This window comes from Flavobacterium limicola (genome assembly GCF_003634755.1).
Classification (GTDB): domain Bacteria; phylum Bacteroidota; class Bacteroidia; order Flavobacteriales; family Flavobacteriaceae; genus Flavobacterium; species Flavobacterium limicola.
The window spans coordinates 658,173-681,832 of sequence record NZ_RBXA01000001.1 but is presented as its reverse complement, the minus strand read 5'-3'; the positions used below and the strand labels follow the sequence as shown (position 1 = coordinate 681,832).

The following is a 23,660-nucleotide window of genomic DNA, read 5'->3' as shown; positions in this document are numbered from 1 at the left end:
AATTGTTAAAGATTGAAGCCTTGATTTGTCTATTTTTATAAATAAATCCCTGATTACATGTTTGAAAGCATTATTAATCTCTTTTTTCCAAAAGTCTGTTCCGGTTGCAGCTCTTTTTTATTGTCTAATGAAAATGTGATTTGCACGGTTTGCCGACACGATATTCCGCTAACCAATCATCATTTGAATCCAGAGAATGATGCTTTCAAAAAGTTTTATGGACGAATTCCTGTAATTCATACTTCGGCAATATTTTATTTTCATAAAAAGGGAATTGTTCAAGAACTCATCCATAATTTAAAATACAAAGGACACGAGGAAATAGGTACAATTCTTGGCGAATGGTACGCCGAAGATTTAAAATCTATCGATTTATTACAATCTGTGGATGAAATTATTCCGGTTCCATTGCATCGAAGAAAACTAAAAGAAAGAGGTTACAATCAAGTAACGGCTTTTGGCAAAGCGCTTTCATCGGGTTTAAATATCGATTATAATGGTTCTATTTTGGTTCGAAATGTGTACTCAAAAACGCAATCCAAGAAAAACTTAATAGGAAGAACAGAAGGAATCGAAAATATTTTTGATGTTGCTTTTACTGAAAAAGACCATGACAAACATTTCCTTTTAATTGATGATGTAATTACAACAGGATCAACACTGGAAGCTTGTTCCAGAGCGTTACTAAAAATTCCCGGCGCAAAAATCAGTATTGTTTGTATGGCAATGGCGCAATCATAATTTAAAACAGAATAGTAATTTTAACAGCACAGTCATTTTTTAGCCCTGATTGAAGTGAAAATCCTTTTATGAGCCTTTTCGGCGAATTAAAAGATTGTAGCGCAAAGCAGGAAATAGCTCCTGAAAATAAGTCTGTTACAACTCCAAAGAGCACACTATCAATTAATTTAATGAAATTATAACGAAATAGAATTTCCGTTTCCAAAGTTTAATGTTTAAATTTGAATAAATATTTATAAATCATTAAACAATCATATTATGGCTTTTGAATTACCACAATTACCTTATGCGTACGACGCATTAGAACCTTATATTGATGCGCGCACGATGGAAATTCATCATACGAAACATCACAACGCTTACATTACCAACGTGAATGCTGCAATTGCAGGTACAGATATGGAAGGTAAGACTATTGAAAATATTTTGATTAATCTTGATATGAAAAACATGCCAGTTCGTAACAATGGTGGTGGGTTTTACAATCATAATTTGTACTGGACTGTAATGACACCAAACGGTGGCGGACTTCCAACTGGAGATTTATTGGCTGCGATTGAAGCTGCTTTTGGAACTTTTGAAGAATTTAAAGCTAGTTTCAGCAAAGCTGGAGCAACACAATTTGGTTCTGGATGGGCTTGGCTTTGTGTTCATAAAGGTGGAAAAGTAGATGTTTGCGGTACTCCAAACCAAGACAATCCATTAATGCCAGGTGTAGGTTGTGGCGGAACTCCAATTTTAGGAATGGATGTTTGGGAACATGCTTACTATTTGCATTATCAAAACAGAAGACCAGATTATATCGAAGCTTTTTTCAATGTAATTAACTGGACGGAAGTGGCTAGAAGATATGCTTTAGAGAAATAAAAAGAACATCAAGATTAAAGATTTCAAAAATTACTGTTGTCTTTTTTCTTGTTTCTAAAAACAAAAAGCGCTGCTTTCAAAATTTGAAAGCAGCGCTTTTTGTTTTATCATTTCTTGAGTTTATTCCAATAAAAAAGGTGGAATTGCTTCCACCTTTTTTGCCCCAAATCTACCATAAACTTAACCTACTAATGTTATGGTGATTCAAATTTATAATAGTTCTTCGTTGCCACCAAATAAATTAGATGAACAACTTAGAAAACCGATTAAAAACTCAAAGAATCAATTATTAGTACGCTCTGGCATCTTTTCCTTCATAAAAGTTCATGAATGCTCGGTTTACTACACGATTTCCTCCTGGTGTAGGATAGTCTCCGGTAAAATACCAATCTCCTAAATTTTTTGGACAAGCAATATGCAAATCTTCTACGGTTTGGAAAATAATTTTCACTTCGGCTTTAATTTCTGGCGAACTCAACATTTCAGCAATTTTATCTGAAACCTCTTGAGGTTGAAAAGGTGCATATATTGCCGTTACATAATTTACCACGTCATGATCTTTATAATTTTCCTGCGCTTTACATTTTACATATACTTCATCAACGATATGGTATAAGTTTCTTTCTTTAAGCAGTTCTAAAGCTGCTTTGAACGCTACTAAACCTTCAAGTTTAGCCATATCAATTCCGTAACAATCCGGGTAGCGTATTTGTGGTGCCGATGACACAACAACAATTCGCTTTGGATTCAAACGATCCATCATTTTGATAATACTCATTTTCAAGGTAGTTCCCCGAACAATACTATCATCTATTATTACCAAATTATCCGTTGGCTTTATGACACCATATGTAACATCATAAACGTGTGCTACTAAATCGTCGCGACTGCTATCCTCTGTAATAAAGGTTCTAAGTTTAGCATCTTTGATGGCTACTTTTTCGGTACGTATTTTTACTGCCAATAATTCTTGTAACGATTCCTTTGTTAAGGTATTTCTATTTTGAAGAATGTAATTGTTCTTTCTTTGATTCAAGAAATCCTGTGCCGCTTCAACCAATCCGTAGAAAGAAGTTTCAGCCGTATTTGGAATATAAGAGAAAACCGTATTATCTGTATCTTGATCAATTGATTTCAAAACAGCCGGAAGAATAAGTCTTCCCAATGTTTTTCTTTCTTGATATATTTCGGCATCACTTCCTCTGGAGAAATAAATTCGTTCAAAAGAACACGCTTTTTTAACCGTTGGCGGAAGAATTTCCTGCATAGAAACCGTTCCGTTTTTCTTGATGATTAATGCGTTTCCTGGTTCAATTTCTTGAACTTTTTCAAAAGGAACATTAAAAACAGTCTGGATTACCGGTCTTTCTGAAGCTACAACAACGATTTCATCATCTTGATAAAAATAAGCGGGACGAATTCCTGCCGGATCTCTAAACACAAATGAATCCCCATGACCTAAAAGTCCTGCCATCGCATAACCCCCATCTAAGTTTTTCGAAGCTCGGGCCAAAATCTTGGCAACGTCCAGTTTCTCAGCAATTACTGGCGAAGCTTCTCTTTTTGTTAAGCCATTATTTTTACATTCTTGGTACAAATCAGTTACTTCATCATCCAGAAAATGACCTATTTTTTCCATTACCGTAACCGTATCGGCCATTTCTTTTGGATGCTGACCCAGTTCCACTAAACTTTGAAAAAGTTCTTTAACATTTGTCATGTTAAAATTTCCAGCCAAAATCAAGTTTCTGTGCATCCAATTGTTCTGACGCAAAAAAGGATGAACACTTTCAATGCTATTTTTACCAAAAGTTCCATAACGAACGTGTCCTAAAAACAATTCTCCTAAATATGGAATCTTCTGTTTTTGTAAAGCAACATTATCCGCATATTCCGGATGAGCAGCCATTTCCTCATTGATTCTGTCATTGATCTGCGCAAAAACATCCTGAATTGGTTGTGCATGATTGGAACGAACACGACTTATGTAACGCTCTCCTGGCTCCACGTCTAATTTTATACTTGCAAAACCAGCACCATCTTGTCCGCGATTGTGCTGCTTTTCCATCAAAAGATACATTTTCTGGATTCCGTAAAAAGCCGTTCCGTATTTTTCTTTGTAAAATTCAAGCGGTTTGAGTAGTCTAATTAAGGCTATACCACACTCGTGTTTTAAAGCATCGCTCATTGTAAGGTTGTTTGTGTTGTTGTGTTATTCTAAAAATAAATTAAACTGATTTAAAAAAAGATAAATCAGATGTAATTCCCTGCTAATTTTATTTAACAAAAAAAACCTCGTTTCCGAGGTTTCAGTGCATTATAATTCTATGTCGAATTGTGTCAGTGATTTGAATTGTTGTAATCTTGAAACAACTTCCTCTTTCTCTAAATCAACCATTCTTTCGGTTCCAAATTTCTCCACACAAAAGGAAGCCAAATTAGATCCATGAATAATTCCATTTTTCATGTTTTCGAATGAAATGTTTTCGGTCTGCGTTAAATATCCTGCAAATCCTCCTGCAAAAGTATCTCCTGCTCCAGTTGGATCAAAAACTTCTTCAAGTGGTAAAGCTGGTGCGAAGAAAACTTCTTTATTATGAAAGATAAGTGCACCGTGTTCTCCTTTTTTAATCACTACATATTTAGGTCCCATGGTGTGAATTTTTGCAGCCGCTTTCACTAAAGAATATTCTCCAGAAAGTTGTCTTGCTTCCTCATCATTGATAGTAATTACATCTACACGTTTTATCACGTCCAATAATTCCGGCAAAGCACAATCCATCCAAAAATTCATAGTATCCAATACTGTCAATTTAGGTTGTGTTTCCATTTGGTCCAAAACACTGCTTTGTACTAATGGATGTAAGTTTCCTAACATTACTATGTCAGCATTTTTATAGTCTTGAGGAACTTTTGGTTGAAAATCAGCCAAAACATTTAATTGAGTATCCAGTGTATCTCTTGAATTCAAGTCATTGTGATAACGACCACTCCAAAAGAAAGTTTTCCCTCCTTTAACCACTTCAAGACCAGAAATATCAATGTTTCTTGAAGTCAATAAATCTAAATATTCTTGAGGAAAATCATCCCCAACTACAGAAACTATAGCCGATTGAACATTAAAAAAAGAAGCGGATAAACCGATATAAGTTGCTGCGCCACCTAAGATTTTATCCGTTTTTCCAAATGGAGTTTCAATTGCGTCGAAAGCTACTGTTCCAACAATCAATAATTTATTCATTATATACGTTTCGAATTAAGGCGCAAAGATAGTTTATAAGTTGTAAAGTTGCAAAGAGTCTAAAGCGTAAAGTTTTGCCAATTTATTAATTTGATTTTCATGTAATTAAGTATGTGTTTTGGACTTTTGGCTACTTTGAATAGACCCAAAAACATTTTATCGTCGAACGATTAGAAACTCTCCATAAAAATTGAAAAAAAAAAAATTTACAATTGATACTTCTTGTCATAATAATTTTTCAACAATGGTATTTGTACCAAAATCATTAAAGGAACAATTAAAATCGCATAAATTGTGTTTATTGAAAAATGGAACTCTGAAAATATGTTTGAAATATTTACAACATAAGAATAACCTATTTCCGAATTATTTGACTCATTCCAAAAGGCAAAATAGAGAATCAAAGAAATTAAACTCCCTATAATAACAATCCAAATAGTTTTAGAAATCAAAGGTGTATAATGTTGAATTTTAATTTTTTCGACAACTAAAATTTGAGACATTACTTTTGAAGTAAAGTCAATTGACGGCGACTCCAAATTGCTTTCCGCAAATATATCACCTATAAGTTTTTTAATGTTTTTATCGCTCTCTTTCATAATAATCCAATATTTCCGGTTCCAATTGCTTTTTTAAAATGACTGCTAATTTTTTTCTGCTTCTAAACAACTTTACTTTAGCGTTATTGGAATTAATATCCATTATTTCTGCAATCTCATCTAAATTCTGATCGTCAAAATAATACAACGTTAATAAAAAACTTTCTTCCCTTGACAATAAATTCAGGCAATTTTGGATCGTTTGCTTCCGCTCTTTATCTTCCAAAGCACTCAAAGCGTTATCAAGCGTCTTAACTAGATGATCCGAAAACTCGTCAATTGAAATAGTGTTCTCTTCCGTTTTATTCTTTTTTAAACGATCCAAACAAGTATTATAAGCAATTTTATAGATCCATGTCGAAAATTTAGAATCCCCTTTAAACTTATTCAAAGAATTGTAAATTTTGATAAACGTATCTTGAGAAATCTCTTCGGCCTCTTCTCTGTTTTTAATCATCTTTAAAGCCAAAGTAAAAATCATTTCCTTATATCGATCAACCAATACGCCAAACACATTTGTGTTCCCTTGTATAATTTGATTGATATAATGTTGATCACTTAGCTTATCCATATACTAATAAGACGACGATAACTTAATTAAGGTTACAAATAATTTATTTTATTTTATTTGAAAGATCTGTAACCTAAATCAAATCTGTTTCGTCATATGGAATATCAATCATTTAAATTATGAAATTATGGGTCCAGAAATTTTAATCCCCTTGAGTTTTTTCCTTATGATCTTTGGAATTGTTTATCTTGTTTATTCTACAAGAAACCGAGAGCGCTTAGCTCTTATTGAAAAAGGCATAGATGCCAGTATTTTTTTGCAAGGAAAAGACAAAGGCGTTCCCATGTGGAAAGTTTTTATTCTAAATCTAGCTTTTTTATTAATAGGAAGTGGAGTTGGAATTTTTATTGCTTTGCTAATTACAACTTACACCAGGTTGAATGATGGTGCTGTTTATCCATCAATTATTATCACAATGGCAGGAATTGGTTTACTTGCTGGATTTAACAAGGCTAAAGAATTAGACAAAGAATAAATAATTCTTCTTTATAACGTATCAAAAAATATTTTGATACGTTATTATTTTTTTTGTTTCGATTCAATTGCTTCATAAAAAGTATCGACTGAAAGTTGTTTTTGCATCGAAGCCATAACAGCTAATTCATCGCACCTTTCGTTTTGAACATGATTGTTATGCCCTTTTATCCATTTGAAATCGACTTTGTGTTTTCTGTAGACTATTAAAAAACGTTTCCACAAATCAGAATTTTTCCTGTCAACAAAGCCCTTTTTTTCCCATCCCAAAACCCACTTTTTCTCTACTGAATCCACCACATATTTAGAATCTGAAACTACTAAAACTCTAGTGTTTGGATTTTTAAGTTTTTCTAAACCTACAATTACAGCTAATAATTCCATTCTATTATTAGTAGTAAGACGAAAACCCTCGTAGAACTCCTTTTTATAGGGCTTTCCTACCCATTCCATGACCACTCCGTAACCGCCATTTCCGGGATTACCCTTGGCTGCGCCATCAGTATATATATGTACGTCGTGTTCCATTTTAGACTTCTTAGATTTTTGGATGTATAGATTGGTTAGAAAGATAAATTATAATTGATTTAGATCTTTCCCAAATTTTAAGGATTGAACATGTTTTAGTTTTATGTCCCACAGAAAAGTCTAAAAAATTAATTTGCCAACAATTTCTCTATCACTTCCGGAAAATATTTTTGTTCTAATTCATGTATTTTTGCAGCCACTTCTTCCGGAGTTTCATCACCCGTTAAAATAACACTTTGTTGAAAAATAATGTTTCCCTCATCGTAATTTTCATTTACATAATGAATGGTAATTCCGGTTTCTTTCTCTTTATTACCTACAATTGCTTTGTGAATATTCATCCCATACATTCCTTTTCCGCCATACTTAGGCAACAATGCAGGATGAATATTTATGATCTTATTTGGATAAGCAGCGATGATATTTTCGGGGAATTTCAATAAAAATCCGGCCAAAACAATCCAATCAGGTTGGATATTGTTTATTTTTTGCAATACTTCTCCTTCAATTAACTCTGCTTTTGAGAAAATTTCTGTTGCTACATAATAGTTTTTTGCTCTATCAATCACCTTGGCACTTGGGTTGTTTGTAAACACCGCCGCAACAGTTCCAATTTTGGTTTTCACAAAATACTTTATGATGTTTTCAGCATTAGTACCCGATCCAGAAGCAAAAATCACTATTTTTTTCATAATTCTAACAATTTTTAATTGCACAAAAAAAGGAATAAAAAACGAAATTAAATAACATTCATAAACCTTTGTCAAATATATTTTATAAATTCGTTCTCACATTTATTAACTAAATAGTTGTTTTAAAATAAAGTTTTTTATTTTTGCCAACAAATTAAATTCTAAAATTAAAGATTATGTCAGACATTGCATCAAGAGTAAAAGCGATTATCGTAGACAAATTAGGTGTTGACGAAAACGAAGTTGTAACAGAAGCAAGCTTCACTAATGATTTAGGAGCTGACTCATTAGACACTGTTGAGCTTATTATGGAATTCGAAAAAGAATTTGATATTCAAATTCCAGACGATCAAGCAGAAAACATCGCTACTGTAGGTCAAGCAATCTCTTATATCGAGGAAGCTAAAAAATAATAAAGTACACACCCGTTTGCAATCTTGTAAACGGGTGTTATTATTTTTTTAAATTAAATTCAAGATTGAATTTCAATCAAAATATATTTATTGTAATACCCATGGCTCTTTTGTAATACTACAGTAAAGAAAGCGTGGGTTTTATTTGTTTAAAGATAACAAAAATAAAGAATTTATGGTATTAAGACGAGTTGTTGTAACAGGTTTAGGCGCTCTTACACCCATTGGAAATAACATTGAAGAATATTGGAACGGACTTATTAACGGCGTTAGTGGTGCTGCTCCAATTACCTATTTTGACGCTTCAAAATTTAAAACGCAATTTGCCTGCGAATTGAAAAATTTTAATGCTGAAGATTTCTTAGACAGAAAAGAAGCTCGAAAAATGGACCGTTATGCACAATATGCAATGGTTTCATCTGATGAAGCGGTACTTGATGCTGGTTTTAATTTCGAAAAATTAGACAAAGACAGAGTGGGTGTTATTTGGGGTTCAGGAATTGGCGGATTAGAAACATTTCAAATCGAAATGTTGAACTATGCAGCTGGTGACGGTACTCCAAAATTTAATCCTTTCTTTATACCAAAAATGATTTCGGATATTGCCGGTGGTCATATTTCTATAAAATACGGATTCAGAGGTCCAAACTTCACTACTGTTTCAGCTTGTGCATCTTCTACAAATGCTATTATTGATGCTTTTAACTATATAAGATTAGGTCATGCTGATGCCATGGTAACCGGTGGCTCAGAAGCTGCTGTAACAATAGCCGGAATGGGAGGTTTTAATGCTATGCATGCTTTATCAACCAGAAATGACGACCCTAAAACTGCTTCAAGACCAATGGATAAAGACCGAGATGGCTTTATTTTAGGCGAAGGAGCTGGTGCATTAGTACTTGAAGAGTACGAACACGCTATAGCACGTGGAGCAAAAATTTATTGCGAAGTAGGCGGTGGCGGAATGTCCGCTGATGCATATCACATTACCGCACCACATCCTGAAGGATTAGGCGCTAAAAATGTAATGTTAAATTGTTTGAGAGATGCTGGTTTACAGGCAACTGATGTTGATGGTGTAAATATGCACGGAACTTCAACACCACTTGGTGACTTGGCAGAATCTAAGGCAATTTTACATGTTTTCGGTGAACATGCTTATACTATGAATTTAAATTCGACTAAATCCATGACCGGCCATTTACTTGGAGCGGCTGGAGCAGTTGAAACAATTTCTTCGATTCTTTCCTTGAAACACGGAATAGTACCACCTACAATCAATCATTTTACAGATGATGAAAACATTGATTCTAAACTGAACTTTACGTTTAATAAAGCTCAGAAAAGAGACATGAATGTTGTTATGAGTAATACTTTCGGTTTTGGAGGTCACAATGCTTGTGTATTAGTAAAAAAATTAGAAATCTAATTATATATGCGTATAATCAGAAAAATATTTTCAAAATCCCGTTCTCCAGAAGACGGGATTTTTTTTGATTCTATTCAGAAAATTTTAGGGTTTGCTCCCGTAAATCTTGATTTTTATAAAAAAGCATTCACCCATCGCTCCTCAAATCGCCTAGATATCTTAGGAAATCCGATCAATTACGAACGTTTGGAATTTCTGGGTGACGCTATGTTAAGCTCTGTAATTGCTGCCCATTTATTCAACAAAGCTCCAGCTGGTGATGAGGGTTATTTAACTAAAATGCGGTCCAAAATTGTAAGCCGAGAACACTTGAACGAATTAGGCAAAGACCTAAATTTAGTACAATATATAGAAAGCAAAGTGCCACTTCAGCATTTTGGCGAAAACATTCATGGTAATATTTTTGAATCATTAGTCGGAGCAATCTACCTAGATCGAGGTTACGTTTATTGTGAAAAATTCATTCAAAAAAGAGTAATAATTCCATACGTAGATATTGCAAGGCTAGAAGGTAAAGTAATCAGCTACAAAAGTTTGGTCATTGAATGGTGTCAAAAAGAAAAGAAAATATTTAATTATGATATTTTTGAGGACAATGCCATTGACGGGCAACGTTTGTTTGGTGTAAAACTCAGCATTGATGATAAAGTAATTGCAAAAGCCAGAGCAACTTCTAAAAAGAAAGCAGAAGAAAAAGCATCCCAACGCGCTTATTTTGCATTTCAAGAAAAAATGGATAGAAAATAATATCCATTTTAAAAAACTACAACGTTATCGTTCATAAATTCACAAAAACATCCCATTTTAGGAGGTAAATACTTCAATAGAAGTACTATATTTACAACTTATTTTTTCATGAAATGGCTATTCATAAATTGGATCTTGGCGAATTTGACGAAATAGATTATTATCTCATTGCTATTCATACTTCATTAGAAGACTATCGATTGGCATTTTTTATTAATCAAATACTGCCTATAAATTTAAGTAAAAGCAAGAGCGAAATTCAAATTAATATAAAAGAGGGAGAAACAAATTTTTCCAGATTTTATTACAATGACGAAGAAAGTGCTATTGCCTGGAATTTGATCCAAAATAAAAATGAAGTAATACAGTACAAAAAAGGAAATACTCAAAATTTATTTTCAAATGTAACAATGGAAGTTTCAACAAAAGTTTTTTTGCTTCCTGAATTTAAAAAAGTAGATTATTTTCTGAAAATAGAAAATAACGACGATGCAATGAATGTATCAAAAATACAAATCCTATTAAATACCATAGATAGTGTATCAACTGTTTATATAGTGGATACAAATAAAATAAAATCAAAAAACAATTTAATTTTTTAATACAAATGCTTACAAACAAAAAAACTAAAATTGTAGCCACACTTGGGCCAGCTTGCAGTACTAGAGAAATCATAAAAGATATGATTGAAGCAGGTGTAAATGTGTTTAGAGTGAATTTTTCGCATGCTGACTACAATGATGTAAAAGAAAAGATAAACCTTATACGAGGTCTTAATGAAGAGTTTGGCTATACCACTGCAATTCTTGGTGACTTACAAGGCCCAAAACTTCGTGTGGGAGTAATGGAAGAAGGCGTTGTAGTGCGTGATGGAGATTTAATTACCTTTACTACTGCTGAAGAAGTTCTTGGAACGGCTAAAAAAGTATTCATGAAATACAAAGAATTCCCGAACGACGTTAATCCAGGAGAAAGAATTCTACTTGATGATGGAAAGCTTATTTTCGAAATCGTGGAGACTGATAAGAAAACAGAAGTTATTGCAAGAGTAATTCAAGGTGGGGAATTAAAATCTAAAAAAGGGGTTAATTTACCAAATACAAAGATATCGCTTCCTGCAATGACCGAGAAAGATATTGCAGATGCTATATTTGCTATTAGCCAAAATGTAGACTGGATTGCATTGTCATTTGTAAAAACACCGCAAGACTTACAAGACTTACAGGAATTAATCGCAAAACATTCGGATTATAAAATCCCAATTATTGCAAAAATAGAAATGCCGGAAGCATTAGAAAATATCGACAAGATTGTTGCCTACTGTGATGGATTAATGGTTGCCCGAGGAGACTTAGGAGTAGAGCTTCCAGCACATGAAGTTCCGCTTGTTCAAAAAGAATTGATTCGCAAAGCAAAAACAGCTCGAATTCCTGTAATTGTTGCTACTCAGATGATGGAAACAATGATTACAAGCCTTACACCAACCCGTGCTGAGGTAAATGACGTAGCAAACTCTGTCATGGATGGTGCTGATGCAGTAATGCTTTCTGGAGAAACTGCTACTGGTAATTATCCAGTTCAGGTAATTCAAAAAATGACTCAAATCATTGAGGCGGTAGAAGATTCTCCGCTGATTCAGGTTCCGCAAAATACCCCACAGATAAAAACTAAACGTTTTATCACTAAAACCATTTGTCACCACGCAGCAAGCATGGCCAATGTAATCAAAGCAAAAGCAATTTGTACATTGACCAATAGTGGCTATACAGCTTTTCAAATATCTGCTTGGAGACCAAATGCACATATTTTGGTATTTACCTCAAACAAAAGAATCCTTACACAACTTAATTTATTATGGGGTGTAAAATCTTTCTTCTATGAAAAAACAGTAAGTACTGATGATACGGTAACGGACATCAACGAAATCGTAAAACAAAAAGGTTTTGTACAAAAAGGTGATTTTCTTATCAATTTAGCAGCGATGCCAATTAAGGATAAAGGAATGGTGAACACCTTGAGAGTTTCCGAAATAGAATAATAAAAACTATTTTAAAACTATTAAAAATCCGTCTCGTTAAGAAAATGAGACGGATTTTTTTGTTTCTAAAGAACATGATTTATATTTACTCAAAAAAAATTAAGAGCATTTAAACATGCCTTTACAAAATTAAATTTATATTTGAACAACAAATAACCCTATAAACTATGAGTTTAAATTCTAAAAATCCATTTTTAAATAATAAAACTTTCTCGTCAACAGCAGTTTCAAAAAAAGAGGAAGTGCATCAAGCTACCTTCATTGATTATAATGACGAGATGACTTTGTCCGGCACTATCAATAAAAGTTTAATATTATTTTTACTTCTTACCGCCTCTGCAACCGTAATCTGGTGGTTGACTTTTAACGGAATGAACCCTTTAGTTCCTGCTATTGGCGGTGCTATTGTTGGATTAGTTTTAGTACTCATCTCAGCTTTCAAACCACAATATTCTCCTTATCTGGCTCCTGGATATGCGCTGTTTGAAGGATTATTTATTGGTGGGATTTCGGCGATATTTGAAGCAATGTATCCTGGAATCGTAATGCAGGCGGTAGGGGCAACTTTTGTAACGTTTATGGTTTGTCTAGGATTGTATAAATACAAAATTGTAAAAGTAACCGAACAATTTAAATCGGTAGTTGTAGCTGCTACATTGGCAATTGCAACATATTATATTCTATCTTGGGTATTCTCCATGTTTACCAGTTTTGTTCCTGTACATTATGGCAGCTCAATGATGAGCATAGGCATCAGCATTTTTGTGATTGTAATTGCAGCCTTAAATCTGTTTTTAGATTTTGATCGCATTGAAAAAGGAGCCGAACAAAAAATGCCAAAATACATGGAATGGTATGGCGCCATGGGATTGATGATTACACTGGTTTGGTTGTATATTGAATTTTTAAGATTGCTTTCTAAATTAAACAGTAAAAACTAATTCCATAACTTCATCTAAAAGAGAAAACCTTTCCATTCTGGAAAGGTTTTCTCTTTTATGCGGCTTTTTCAAAAGCAATATAATGACTTAAATCACCTTTTATATTAAAGACAGGAAACCCTTTTATCAAACAAGCATAAACTTCTCCATTCTTTTTATAATTCATTACTATTTTTTCAAAAGGTTGCTGCGCAATAATTGCGCAACGAATTTCATTTGAAGTAATTAGATTAGTGGCCTCTCCTTGAAACATTTTTGGACTTCTACCCAAAACCTCTGCTTCTACATACCCATTCATTTTTACGATGTTGTGTGACGCAAAAACAATCTTTAATTTAGAATCAGTAACAATTACTACTTCTTCTTTGAGACTATTTTTTAAATCCCAGTTGTCCTGAACCCATTTATTTTGGTAAGCAATTGAATTTAATTTTTTCAAATCCAAAAAAAAGCTCTTTACTGCAGTCAAAAATTCATTGTGAAAATCCCAGCACAAAACAGGAGCAGTCTTCACACTTAAGCTATTGTGATGCAATGCAATAGCATCCTCGTACTGTCTAAAATTATTCATGATTTCTTGATTTAAAAAGCCAAATGTAATTTTATTTATAACAATAAAATAACAATTCCCCGACTTTAACCATTGTTGAATGCATTAAAGAACCAATTAGAAATCGAATTTTAACTGTACAACAACAAACTTCTTTTCCTCCGTGTTTAAATTACTTAACGAAATTCCAAGCAATCGGACGGAATCTTTCATTCGTTCCTGATACAATAGTTCTTTTACGACTTCAATTATTAAAGCTTTATCAGATATAAAATAAGGCAATGTTTTACTGCGAGTTTGCTGTAAAAAATCACTGTATTTTATTTTTAAAGTGACTGTTTTCCCCGCTACATTATATCTTTTTAATCTTTTCTCCAATGCAGCCGCGATGATTTCCAATTTTTCTATCATAAAAATTTCAGAAGAAAGATTGACATCAAAAGTATGTTCTGCAGCAACTGATTTTGTAATCCGATCAGATTTCACTTCACTATTATGAATACCTCGGACGACATGATAATAAAAATTTCCTGACTTTCCGAAATGTTTCTCCAGAAACTCCAACGATTTGCTTTTTAATTCCAGACCAGTAAAAATTCCAAGTTGGTACATTTTTTCAGTAGTTACTTTACCAACACCATGAAATTTCCGAATGGGAAGCTCTTCCAAAAACGAAATAACTTCATCTGGATTCACCGTTTTTTGTCCGTTGGGTTTATTGTAATCACTTGCAATTTTGGCTACAAACTTATTGACTGATATTCCTGCAGAAGCGGTCAAACCAACTTCATTGAATATGCGTTGTCTTATTTCCTGAGCCAATACTGTAGCGCTTGGATTTCCTTTTTTATTTATGGTTACATCTAAATAGGCCTCGTCAAGTGACAATGGCTCGACCAAATCTGTATACTCCCGAAAAATTTTTTGAATTTTATTTGAAATTTCTTTATAGCGGTCAAATCGTGGTTTGACAAAAATAAGTTCTGGGCAGTTTTTTTTTGCCATAACTCCGCTTATAGCACTCCTCACTCCAAATGTCCTCGCCTCATAACTTGCCGCTGCCACTACACCTCGATTTTCTGAGCCACCTACCGCAATGGGCTTTCCACGCAACAATGGATTGTCCATTTGCTCTACAGATGCATAAAAAGCATCCATGTCAACGTGTATGATTTTCCTATTTGGAATTAATTCTTGCATGTTATAAGAATTGAATGCCCGTTCCTATTCTGAATGGTTTACTATCCTCCAATTATTTTGAATCCTCAACGTGTAAATAATTTTCAACCACAACAGATTTGCCTTTTTTTTCTGTTGGAAAAAAGAAACTTATAGGACTTGATTTGAAATGATTCCAGATGGAAACTGTAACAAAACGCAATTCAAATAATGAAATTGCTCTTGATCGAAAGGCTAGTCCCATTGAAAGACTAAAACTTACCATAAAGTTAACTAATCCTATAATGCCTATTCCAAAAATGCCCCAAAATAACATGGCATCACTCACTTCATAATTTGCCCCATATAAGGCCAAAGCTAGATTACCACTACCAAAAGTGATGTGTCGAATATCAAGGTTTAACCCTAAAAACAGCCCAATAGATGCCGTACTACCCATAAATATTCCAAACCAAAAATTTGAAATAATACCAGCCCATCTTTTTTCATATAGTTTTGCCAGTTTTAACGTTTTTATTTTTCCTAAATTCCTTTTCAGGAAAGGGTGTTCTGTAATCCTAAAATAAACCTGATTGTGTTTGTCTCTGTTCGCAACACTACCTGAAATAATTCCTGATAAAAACAGAAATACTCCAGCAATAGCAGCATGAAAAATTGCCAACGAGTGTATCGGACTTAAATCAATCAGTAAAGATTCCCATTTAGTAGCAGCAATATTATAATGCAAAAAATGGTCAATCAGCCAGATTCCAAGTAGTGAAACCGGAAAAGCCATAATAACATTCCCTACAAAGGCAATAAACTGTGAGCGGAAAACACGTGCAAAAAGAATGGCAAAAGCTTTATATTTTTCAGTATCCTTGCCTTTTTTCAAAACTCCTTCCTCTAAAGCTTTAATCAATGCAGAAGCTGTCATTGCGGGTTGTTTTGTTGCCAAAGTGAATCCAAGAAGATAAATGGCAATAAAACCAAATGCATAATTCATACTATACAAAAAAGCATGTCCAAAAAAACTAGTTTCCACTTTAGAGAGCAACACTTTTATAACACACAAAATCCCTACAATAAAGCCCCCGCCTATAGCCGTTTTGAACATTTTGTAATATTCTTTTTGGCTTTCTGTGATATATTGTTCTCCTGTTTTTGCTGTGTGTTGTGTTATCTCATACGAAATCAATTGTGTACTTTCACCAATAAATTTGCGAACATTATTTTTATAACAATTGAATTTTATTAAACGCAAAGCCAATACAATTCCATTTATTTTTTTGCATTTTTCCTTATCTACTGTAAGCAACGAAATCAAAAACTTCAACCGTTCTAATTGCTGTCTAATTTTCAATAAATTTTGATTCACCCGAAGTGAAATTCCATATTTTGAACTATTATGAAATGCTTTATCAACAAATTCTACGCATTGTTTATGCAGAACCAACAACTGCCCATAGGATAAATCGTCTGAAGAGATATAATGCCTATCTGAACTTCTAATGCGTTCTTCAATTAAGAATAATTCCTTTTCAAAAGCTGAAAAGGGACTTTCAAGATCGTCAAATTCGGGGACCATTTTGATTACATCCGTTTCCATGGCACGACCGCTGATCCGTTGGGTAATCAAATGCATGGCAACTAGTAATTCAGATAAGACCGAATTAGGCTCCGTACTGTCATAAATGGATTTAAATTTCAAAAGATCATATAATTCAGCCAGTTGATTTAATGGAATTCTGTTAATCCAAATCCCGTCATTTGCCAGATAAAAAACCTGATTGAGAATGTATTCTAAAGTGTCTTTTTGAGGCTGATAGGGTAAAAACTTAGCGAAAATTCTTTTTTTGACTTCAAAAATAAAATCTACATCCTGCAAAATTGCTGCATCAGAAAGAATTTTATTGAACTTCCTTTCTTTTAAAATTTCTTTTAGATAAATGGAAAATTGTTTCCGACACGAATAGTTTTCTTTTAAAAAAGTAATGATTTCTTGTAAATCTACTGTTTTTACGTTTTTGATTTTCAAAGGTCGAATTAACCTAACTAATTCTACTAAAGGCTCTAAGTTATCATTTGTTTCACGCCAAGATTGCGCTTCACCAAAAAACTCAGTTAAAAGTCCAGCTATTGTAGGCTTAGAGGTTGCTTTAAAAAATGCCTTCATTATTTACGTTCAATTTTTGTAAAAATACAAATCGGAAAACAAATTACTATAACTTATTCATTAAATTATGGTATCCAAAAGCTAAAAATGATAACTACATCATATTCTGGTTTTCCAATCGTCTATTTCGCTTATCGAAATGCAAATAAACCAAGGTGAAAAAATAGATTTCAAAATGGACTTAAAAGATACAAATCCATTAGAGGAAAATTTTGATACCTTTGAATGCTGGAATAGTCCAGATAGAAGTGAAAATCTTCGACTGAATAAAATTATTTTTTCTTTTAAAAAAGAGCGACCCAAGAAGCTCCTTTTTTAAAAATTGAAAAAAGTTTTGTGAGAGAGAAATTGGAACGAATAACTGGAAATAGCTCCCATTATTTAAAAAAAACAAAAATGATTGAAATAGAAAGAAAATTTTTGGTTAAAGATGATTCATTCAAGACAGCTGCTTTTGCAAATAACCACATTGCACAGGGTTATTTGAGTTCCGTTCCAGAACGTACGGTTCGCGTTCGTATAAAAGGAGACAAAGGATTTCTAACTATAAAAGGCGCTTCAAACGAAGCGGGATTATCCCGATTTGAATGGGAAAAGGAAATTCCTGTTGCTGAAGCAGAAGCATTGCTACTTTTATGTGAAAAAGGCGTCATTGACAAAACCCGTTTTGAAATAAAACAAGGCGATCATGTCTTTGAAGTGGATGAATTTTATGGTGAAAATGAAGGATTAATTGTTGCAGAAATTGAAATTAACTCTGAAACGGAAACTTTTGAAAAACCAACTTGGCTGGGGAACGAAGTAACCGGAAACAACCGATACTACAATTCGTATTTAAGCACCCATCCTTATAAAAACTGGTGATTATTGATTATCCAATACTGCAATTGTCACTAGCATTCCTCCGCTGCCTTTATTTGATGTAATATCCATAAATGCCCGTTTTGAAAGATCAATCTCTCTGGATTTAACAAATGGCCCTCTATCTGTAATTTCAACAATTACCCACTTTCCATTTTTTTCGTTAGTGACTTTCACTTTTGTACCGAAAGGAAGTTTTTTGTGCGCTGCGGTATATCTCTTGTTGTCAAATCTTGTTCCGCTTGCAGTCTTTTTTCCGTTGAATTTATCGGCATAATACGATGCATGTGCCTCCTCTTTATAGGTTTTGAATTTACTTAATGTAGTAATTAATGAATCTAATTTACTTTCTTGTACTTCAGCTACAGCTTTACCCTTTTTGATAGAGTCTTTTTGTATTGTAGATTTTTGTTTACTCAAAATTGAACTTTGACCACTAACTACGTTAATAATAGTCAGCAAAAAGAATAATGTAATTGATTTTTTCATATATACTGTATTAGTTAAATCCATTTTACAAAAACCATACCTAGATAAAAAAAGCCCTATTTCTAGAGCTTTTTTAGGTTTTTAGAACCACATATTCCATGGAATTCTGCTCAAAATAAGAAGCAATCCTAGACCATAAAAAATAGAAAATGTTTTGAATTTTGATTCACTTACAACTAATTTTTTATGTTTTGACCATCCTATTGTGATTAAAATAATAGCAATTATATTTATTAACGGGTGCTCCAATGAAGTAAGACGTAACGCCCTATCCGACATCTGTCCAAAAGAATCGAATCCTAATGGAGATACAAAATATAAAATGATACCTACTAATAATTGTATGTGAATTGCTATTAAGGCAAACAAGGCAATTTTCCTGTCTTTGGAAGTAAACTCTTTTTTTGAAAACATCCCAATAAAGGAATTAACCACTGCTACCACTAATACTAAAAGTGCTAAATAAGCCCAACCAGAATGAAATTTTTGAATGAAATCGTACATAAATACTGTTTTTGTTTTAACAAATATAAGAAAAAAAGGCATAAAAAAAACCACTTATAACTAAAAGCTAAAGTGGTTTTTAAAAATGATTTTATAAAATAAACTGTTTACAATAAATTGTGAACAGTTTATAAAATTTAGATCATAATCTTACAAAAATGGTTGTAATACTTTGTCAATTACCTGAACCACACCATTAGTCCCTTGAATATTAAAAGTTTTAACAGTACCATTAGTAGTACCTACAACATCTTTAATTTTAACAGTACCTTGCAAAATTGTAAATCTGTTTGGTGTAAAAAGCGTTGTTACTGCTACGTCAGCAGATGTAGAATATGAACTAGTAGAACTTGGCGCTCTATTTCCATTCTCTAAGTGATATCTTAGGATACTTGTAACTTGTGCATCAGACTTACCAACCAAATAACCATTTGTTGCAGTTGCAGCAGTAAATGCAGCATTTTCAGGAGCGTAAACAGTTAAAGGTGCTGCGGCAGTTGCACCGTTAAGAGTAGTCAATACTGAAGCTTGAGGAGCTGAAGTAACTACACTTAATAAAGAAGATAAACTTGGATTTGCTTTAATATGGTTAACAATTGTTGGCAAGAAAATAACGCCGTCAACAACATGCAAAATACCATTACTAGCTTCTATATTAGCAGTAGTAACTTTTGCTCCACCATTAGCAACACCTCCATTAATTAATACGTCATCACCTACTTTGTTTACAAATATATTGATGTTAACATTTGAAGATGCCGAAGCAGGTACTCTTACAGCTGCAAATGTTCTTGTGTAACCAGCTGCTAATAAATCATCAGCTCTAGTACCTAAAGTAATTACGTGGTTTTGCAATAATAATCTTAAGTTAGATATTGCAGTAGCATCTGCTGGTGCAGTTAAAGCATTAATGCTTGCACTTGTTACACCTGCCGCTGTAAATGCAGCATTAGTTGGAGCAAACACTGTGTAAGATCCAGAATTAGCCAAAGTAGCTTCTAAACCTGTTTTTTTCAATGCATCAATTAAAATACTAAAATTTGCTGGGTCCGCTTTTGCTATATCAACAATAGATTTTAAAGGAGTTACCTCTTTTGGTTCATCATTAGTGCAAGAAAATGTCATAAGAGCAACAGCTAAGATTGTTACAAAAGACAGGATTTGATTTTTTATTTTCATGGTTTTTATTTTTTATTAATGTGATCTATTATTTTATTATTTTTTTAATTTCCGAAAGTATATCTTAAAGTAAATTGAGCTTGCCAAACATCAGAGATAGATGCATTTTTTTGGAAAGTATCTTTTACTAAGAATCTTTTACCTTGGTTATCTGTTTGCAAAGCTAATGTATATCCTGGAATATAATTGTTTGTAGCAGTTGCTGCTTGATTAACTGCTAAAATCGCTCCATTAGATACAGTAGATCTTTGTGAAACTCCCCATTCACGATTTATTAAATTTGTAAAGTTTAAGATATCAGCTCTAAACTGAAAGCTATTCTTTTTACCTGCAATTTTAATAAAGAAGTCTTGCGTTACTGACAAATCAACTCTGTGTAACATCGGCAATACGTTCTCATTTCTATCTACGTATTGACCTCTTTTAGTAGACAAATATGGGTCTTGATCAATAAATTTATCAAAAGCCTCTTCTTGCTGAGCTACAGTATACAACACCATTAAAGATCCTCCTAAATTTTGAGTTATTGGTACGAAACGAAGATCACTTGCTTTATTAGGTACAAATAATAAATCATTACCATTTATACGATCACCATTTACATCACCATTATATAAATAAGTGAATGAACTAGACTGCTCACCAATGTACCCTAAGTTAATAGACGTTGCAGCTCCTGTTTTGTTACCGTATTCAATTTTATACCCAAGAATACCTACCATTCTGTGTGGAGTATTGTTGTTTGACAATCCTAAAACCTGATCATTATTTCCGTTAACTGAGCGTACACCATTCCAACTTCCTGATGCTGTTGATCCAGGAGATAATAAATCATTAGCTTCTGAATGGGTGTAAGCAAATGAACCCCAAAGACCTTTACGGTAAGGATACTCTAATTTCACTGTTGTAGAATAAAAATAACCTTTATCTGTATTTGATAGTACGATAGCATTAATAACGTTGTTATTAATACGCACACCATTATCATTTCCAGCAAACAAAGGCCTATTATCAGGACCATTAAGTGTTCCTACTGGATTTTCAAAATTGGCATTGCTATAAGCTGTTTCATTAATATTTTTACTGAAGATTCCTTCAATCGTACCTACAAAACCAAATGGTAATTTCTGATCTACTGCAATTGTAGTTTTCCAAACTTGAGGAAATTTATACTTTTTATCTGTAAAAGCCAAATCAATTGATGAAGGCAAAGTTGGAGTAGAAGGCGTAAAGTATTGGCTTGGATTTGCTGTAAAACCATAATTTCCTGCACCAACATTAGCATCACTGACATCTACTAAGCCAGTAAGAACTCCGTTGTTACCAATTGCATTTGATAAAAACACCAATGGCGGTCTTCCTGAAAATATCCCAGAACCCCCTCTTACTACTGTTTTAGCATTTCCAGTAACATCTAAATTGAAACCAACTCTAGGCTCAAAAAGATACTGTGAATTTGGCATTTCTCCAGTATTGAATTTCTGACCATTCGCAAATGTTAGATCATTAACTACAGGATTTTCAAGAGCTGTATCTACAAAAGAAACTCTAGTTCCTCTCAAACCAATAGTAACTTTTAATTGATCGTTCACTTTAAAATCATCTTGAAAATAAAGATCAATTTTATCAGATTTTAATATTTGTAATGGCTCAACACCACCAGGTAAAGCAGAATATCTAAATTGAGTCCTAACAGGTAAATTATTAACTGATGGCGCTCCATTTAACGCTAGTGATTCATTTGCTGCGCTGTAAAACTCATCCAATGAATTAAAAATGAAAACTCCATTAGAACCAGAGAAAAATAAATTACTTGATTTAAAATGCTCATAATTTGCTCCAAATAGCAACGAATGCTTACCTATTGTTTTAGTAAGATTATTTGTGAAGTGTAGCGTTGAATAACTAAGCTTATTTCCTTGTGTAAAAGGATCTAATCCCACAGAGATAAAATTCGTATTACCGGTTGTAAATCCTGTCAAAGGGGCTGTGTTTGCCACACCATTTTTAATATCAATTGTCGGAAACAAACCGCCACCTTGCAATCCTCTGTCTTCAATTTGTTTGTCATAACCTCCTATGAAATTATTACTCCAAGATTCCGACAATTTACTATCCAATTGCACAACGATAGATCTCGTATTATCAAGAATTGTGTAACCACTATTTTTGAATGACATTGAATTTACATTCGTTCTTCTGTTACCAAATCCTAATGAATTTGAATTAGATGTTAATTCATCAGAAGAAGAATCATGATGCACATAACGCACAGAAAATTTATTATTATCATTTATGTTCCAATCAATTTTAGCAAGAAACTTTTTAGACACTCTTTCTGAATCAAAATTTTCCCAAGGTCCAGTTGTGTAATTGAATTTATCTTTCATAAAAGTAGAAAGATCTTGCATTTGTTGAAATGTAGGAGCAGATATCTGAGCTCCTGGTTGAGGAGAACCTGTAGAAGTCCAATTAGATGCTGGACTAGTGTTATTAACTGTTTCAAAGTTTCCAAAGAAAAACAATTTATCTTTGATAATTGGTGCACCAATTCTAGCACCTAATATGTTTTCTTCAAACGTTGCTGGAACAATTCTGATTTGTCCTGCTTTTGTTCCAACAAATTCTTTTTTATTACTTCTAGTTGAAGCATAAACAGAACCTTCGATTTCATTGGTACCACTTCTAGTCACACCATTAATACCAGTACCCGTAAAGCCTGATTGACGAACGTCAAAAGGAGCTATACTTACTTGTAACTGCTCAATTGCATCTAATGAAATTGCAGTAGACCCTGTTCTTCCTCCTGCTTGAGCATCAGATCCAAGTCCAAAACCATTGTTAAAAACCGATCCGTCAATTGTAAAATTATTTAATCTTGAATCTTGTCCTCCAAAAGAACCTCCACCACCAGCATTAGCATTATACTTTGTGATTGAATTAATTGATCTTGATCCTGTAACAGGAATAGCTGTAAGTTCTCTATTAGAAAATTGTTGCGACGCACCTGTTTTTCCTTTATTGAAAGCACCATTCGATTTCGTTGAAACAACAACTACCTCTTCTAGTGCATTTGATTCTTCTGCTATAACAATATTAACAGTTAAATTACTTCCTAAGGGAGCATTAATTTCTGTAATTTCGGTTGTTTTGTAACCTACGTAAGTTACTTTTACAGTATAAGGCCCCCCTGGTCTAAGTCCCTGAACAGCATATCCTCCATTGTAATCTGTAGTTGAAAAATATTTAGTACCAGTTGGGTTGTGTCGGACCTCAACCGAAGCTCCCGGAAGAGTTTCTCCAGTGTTAGATTTAACAGTACCAGACATCGCGGAATTAGTGACCTGCGAATGACCTAAAACTGATAAAAAAATAATCAAAATAAAAATAATTCTTTTCATTTTTGCTTTTTTGTTTAGTTTAAAAATATTTGGCAAAAATATAACATTTTTGTTTTAAAAA

General features: G+C 33.3%; 23 protein-coding genes. 10 read left to right on the top strand and 13 right to left on the bottom strand.

Annotated elements, in window-relative coordinates; translation table 11 throughout:
• Positions 1-57 precede the first annotated feature (57 nt).
• Complete coding sequence (locus BC952_RS03010; RefSeq protein ID WP_121364188.1) at positions 58-741, top strand: ComF family protein; 684 nt, start codon at positions 58-60, stop codon at positions 739-741.
• A 258-nt stretch (positions 742-999) separates the two neighbouring features.
• Entirely contained in the window at positions 1,000-1,608 is a 609-nt protein-coding gene (locus BC952_RS03005) for a superoxide dismutase (RefSeq protein ID WP_121364187.1), read from the top strand.
• A gap of 289 nt (positions 1,609-1,897) precedes the next feature.
• On the opposite strand, the gene BC952_RS03000 is transcribed toward BC952_RS03005, so the two are convergent.
• The 4 genes from BC952_RS03000 to BC952_RS02985 all read right to left on the bottom strand — a co-directional run bounded on the left by BC952_RS03000 (position 1,898) and on the right by BC952_RS02985 (position 6,019).
• A complete protein-coding gene (locus tag BC952_RS03000) occupies positions 1,898-3,796 on the bottom strand; it encodes an amidophosphoribosyltransferase (protein ID WP_121364186.1) in 1,899 nt (632 codons plus the stop codon).
• Between the two features lie 129 nt (positions 3,797-3,925).
• On the bottom strand, positions 3,926-4,849 hold the full coding sequence (locus tag BC952_RS02995) for a PfkB family carbohydrate kinase (protein ID WP_121364185.1): 924 nt from the start codon (positions 4,847-4,849) through the stop codon (positions 3,926-3,928).
• 206 nt (positions 4,850-5,055) lie between these two features.
• Positions 5,056-5,448, bottom strand: coding sequence for a hypothetical protein (locus tag BC952_RS02990; protein ID WP_121364184.1), 393 nt, complete (start codon positions 5,446-5,448; stop codon positions 5,056-5,058).
• On the bottom strand, positions 5,432-6,019 hold the full coding sequence (locus BC952_RS02985; protein WP_121364183.1) for an RNA polymerase sigma factor: 588 nt from the start codon (positions 6,017-6,019) through the stop codon (positions 5,432-5,434). Before BC952_RS02985 ends, BC952_RS02990 begins: the two co-directional genes overlap by 17 nt.
• A gap of 127 nt (positions 6,020-6,146) precedes the next feature.
• Here BC952_RS02985 and BC952_RS02980 point away from each other — a divergent pair, with 127 nt between their 5' ends.
• On the top strand, positions 6,147-6,494 hold the full coding sequence (locus BC952_RS02980; protein WP_121364182.1) for a DUF6249 domain-containing protein: 348 nt from the start codon (positions 6,147-6,149) through the stop codon (positions 6,492-6,494).
• 44 nt (positions 6,495-6,538) lie between these two features.
• Here BC952_RS02980 and rnhA read toward each other — a convergent pair whose 3' ends face one another.
• Both rnhA and purN read right to left on the bottom strand, forming a co-directional pair.
• Positions 6,539-7,021 carry a ribonuclease HI gene (gene rnhA / locus BC952_RS02975; RefSeq protein ID WP_121364181.1) on the bottom strand — a complete coding sequence of 161 codons (483 nt, stop codon included), beginning with the start codon at positions 7,019-7,021 and terminating at the stop codon, positions 6,539-6,541.
• Between the two features lie 128 nt (positions 7,022-7,149).
• Positions 7,150-7,713 carry a phosphoribosylglycinamide formyltransferase gene (gene purN / locus BC952_RS02970; RefSeq protein ID WP_121364180.1) on the bottom strand — a complete coding sequence of 188 codons (564 nt, stop codon included), beginning with the start codon at positions 7,711-7,713 and terminating at the stop codon, positions 7,150-7,152.
• Positions 7,714-7,889: 176 nt separating this feature from the next.
• Here purN and BC952_RS02965 point away from each other — a divergent pair, with 176 nt between their 5' ends.
• The 6 genes from BC952_RS02965 (at position 7,890) to BC952_RS02940 (ending at position 13,281) form a co-directional block, all read left to right on the top strand.
• Entirely contained in the window at positions 7,890-8,126 is a 237-nt protein-coding gene (locus BC952_RS02965; protein ID WP_007137004.1) for an acyl carrier protein, read from the top strand.
• 175 nt (positions 8,127-8,301) lie between these two features.
• Entirely contained in the window at positions 8,302-9,555 is a 1,254-nt protein-coding gene (gene fabF / locus BC952_RS02960; RefSeq protein ID WP_121364930.1) for a beta-ketoacyl-ACP synthase II, read from the top strand.
• Positions 9,556-9,561: 6 nt separating this feature from the next.
• Positions 9,562-10,302: a ribonuclease III family protein gene (locus BC952_RS02955; RefSeq protein WP_121364179.1), complete on the top strand. Its 741-nt coding sequence runs from the start codon at positions 9,562-9,564 to the stop codon at positions 10,300-10,302.
• Between the two features lie 113 nt (positions 10,303-10,415).
• Positions 10,416-10,904 (top strand): IPExxxVDY family protein, encoded by a 489-nt coding sequence (locus BC952_RS02950; RefSeq protein WP_121364178.1) that lies wholly within the window; start codon positions 10,416-10,418, stop codon positions 10,902-10,904.
• 5 nt (positions 10,905-10,909) lie between these two features.
• Positions 10,910-12,340, top strand: a complete 1,431-nt coding sequence (pyk, locus tag BC952_RS02945; protein WP_091166321.1) for a pyruvate kinase — start codon at positions 10,910-10,912, stop codon at positions 12,338-12,340.
• 167 nt (positions 12,341-12,507) lie between these two features.
• Positions 12,508-13,281, top strand: a complete 774-nt coding sequence (locus tag BC952_RS02940) for a Bax inhibitor-1/YccA family protein (protein WP_121364177.1) — start codon at positions 12,508-12,510, stop codon at positions 13,279-13,281.
• 55 nt (positions 13,282-13,336) lie between these two features.
• Here BC952_RS02940 and BC952_RS02935 read toward each other — a convergent pair whose 3' ends face one another.
• The 3 genes from BC952_RS02935 to BC952_RS02925 form a co-directional block, all read right to left on the bottom strand.
• The gene (locus BC952_RS02935) at positions 13,337-13,852 is read right to left on the bottom strand and encodes a PAS domain-containing protein (protein ID WP_121364176.1); all 516 of its coding nucleotides are present in this window, start codon (positions 13,850-13,852) and stop codon (positions 13,337-13,339) included.
• Positions 13,853-13,948: 96 nt separating this feature from the next.
• Positions 13,949-15,031, bottom strand: coding sequence for a DNA polymerase IV (gene dinB / locus BC952_RS02930; protein WP_121364175.1), 1,083 nt, complete (start codon positions 15,029-15,031; stop codon positions 13,949-13,951).
• 52 nt (positions 15,032-15,083) lie between these two features.
• Positions 15,084-17,165 (bottom strand): recombinase, encoded by a 2,082-nt coding sequence (locus tag BC952_RS02925; RefSeq protein ID WP_121364174.1) that lies wholly within the window; start codon positions 17,163-17,165, stop codon positions 15,084-15,086.
• A gap of 396 nt (positions 17,166-17,561) precedes the next feature.
• Here BC952_RS02925 and BC952_RS02915 point away from each other — a divergent pair, with 396 nt between their 5' ends.
• Positions 17,562-18,029, top strand: coding sequence for a CYTH domain-containing protein (locus tag BC952_RS02915; protein WP_121364929.1), 468 nt, complete (start codon positions 17,562-17,564; stop codon positions 18,027-18,029).
• On the opposite strand, the gene BC952_RS02910 is transcribed toward BC952_RS02915, so the two are convergent.
• From BC952_RS02910 to BC952_RS02895, 4 genes are all read right to left on the bottom strand, one after another.
• Positions 18,030-18,515, bottom strand: coding sequence for a septal ring lytic transglycosylase RlpA family protein (locus tag BC952_RS02910; RefSeq protein ID WP_121364928.1), 486 nt, complete (start codon positions 18,513-18,515; stop codon positions 18,030-18,032).
• A gap of 81 nt (positions 18,516-18,596) precedes the next feature.
• Positions 18,597-19,019, bottom strand: coding sequence for a hypothetical protein (locus BC952_RS02905; RefSeq protein WP_121364927.1), 423 nt, complete (start codon positions 19,017-19,019; stop codon positions 18,597-18,599).
• 150 nt (positions 19,020-19,169) lie between these two features.
• Positions 19,170-20,144 (bottom strand): fasciclin domain-containing protein, encoded by a 975-nt coding sequence (locus BC952_RS02900; protein ID WP_167445674.1) that lies wholly within the window; start codon positions 20,142-20,144, stop codon positions 19,170-19,172.
• Positions 20,145-20,242: 98 nt separating this feature from the next.
• Positions 20,243-23,599, bottom strand: a complete 3,357-nt coding sequence (locus tag BC952_RS02895; protein ID WP_121364926.1) for a TonB-dependent receptor — start codon at positions 23,597-23,599, stop codon at positions 20,243-20,245.
• Positions 23,600-23,660 lie beyond the last annotated feature (61 nt).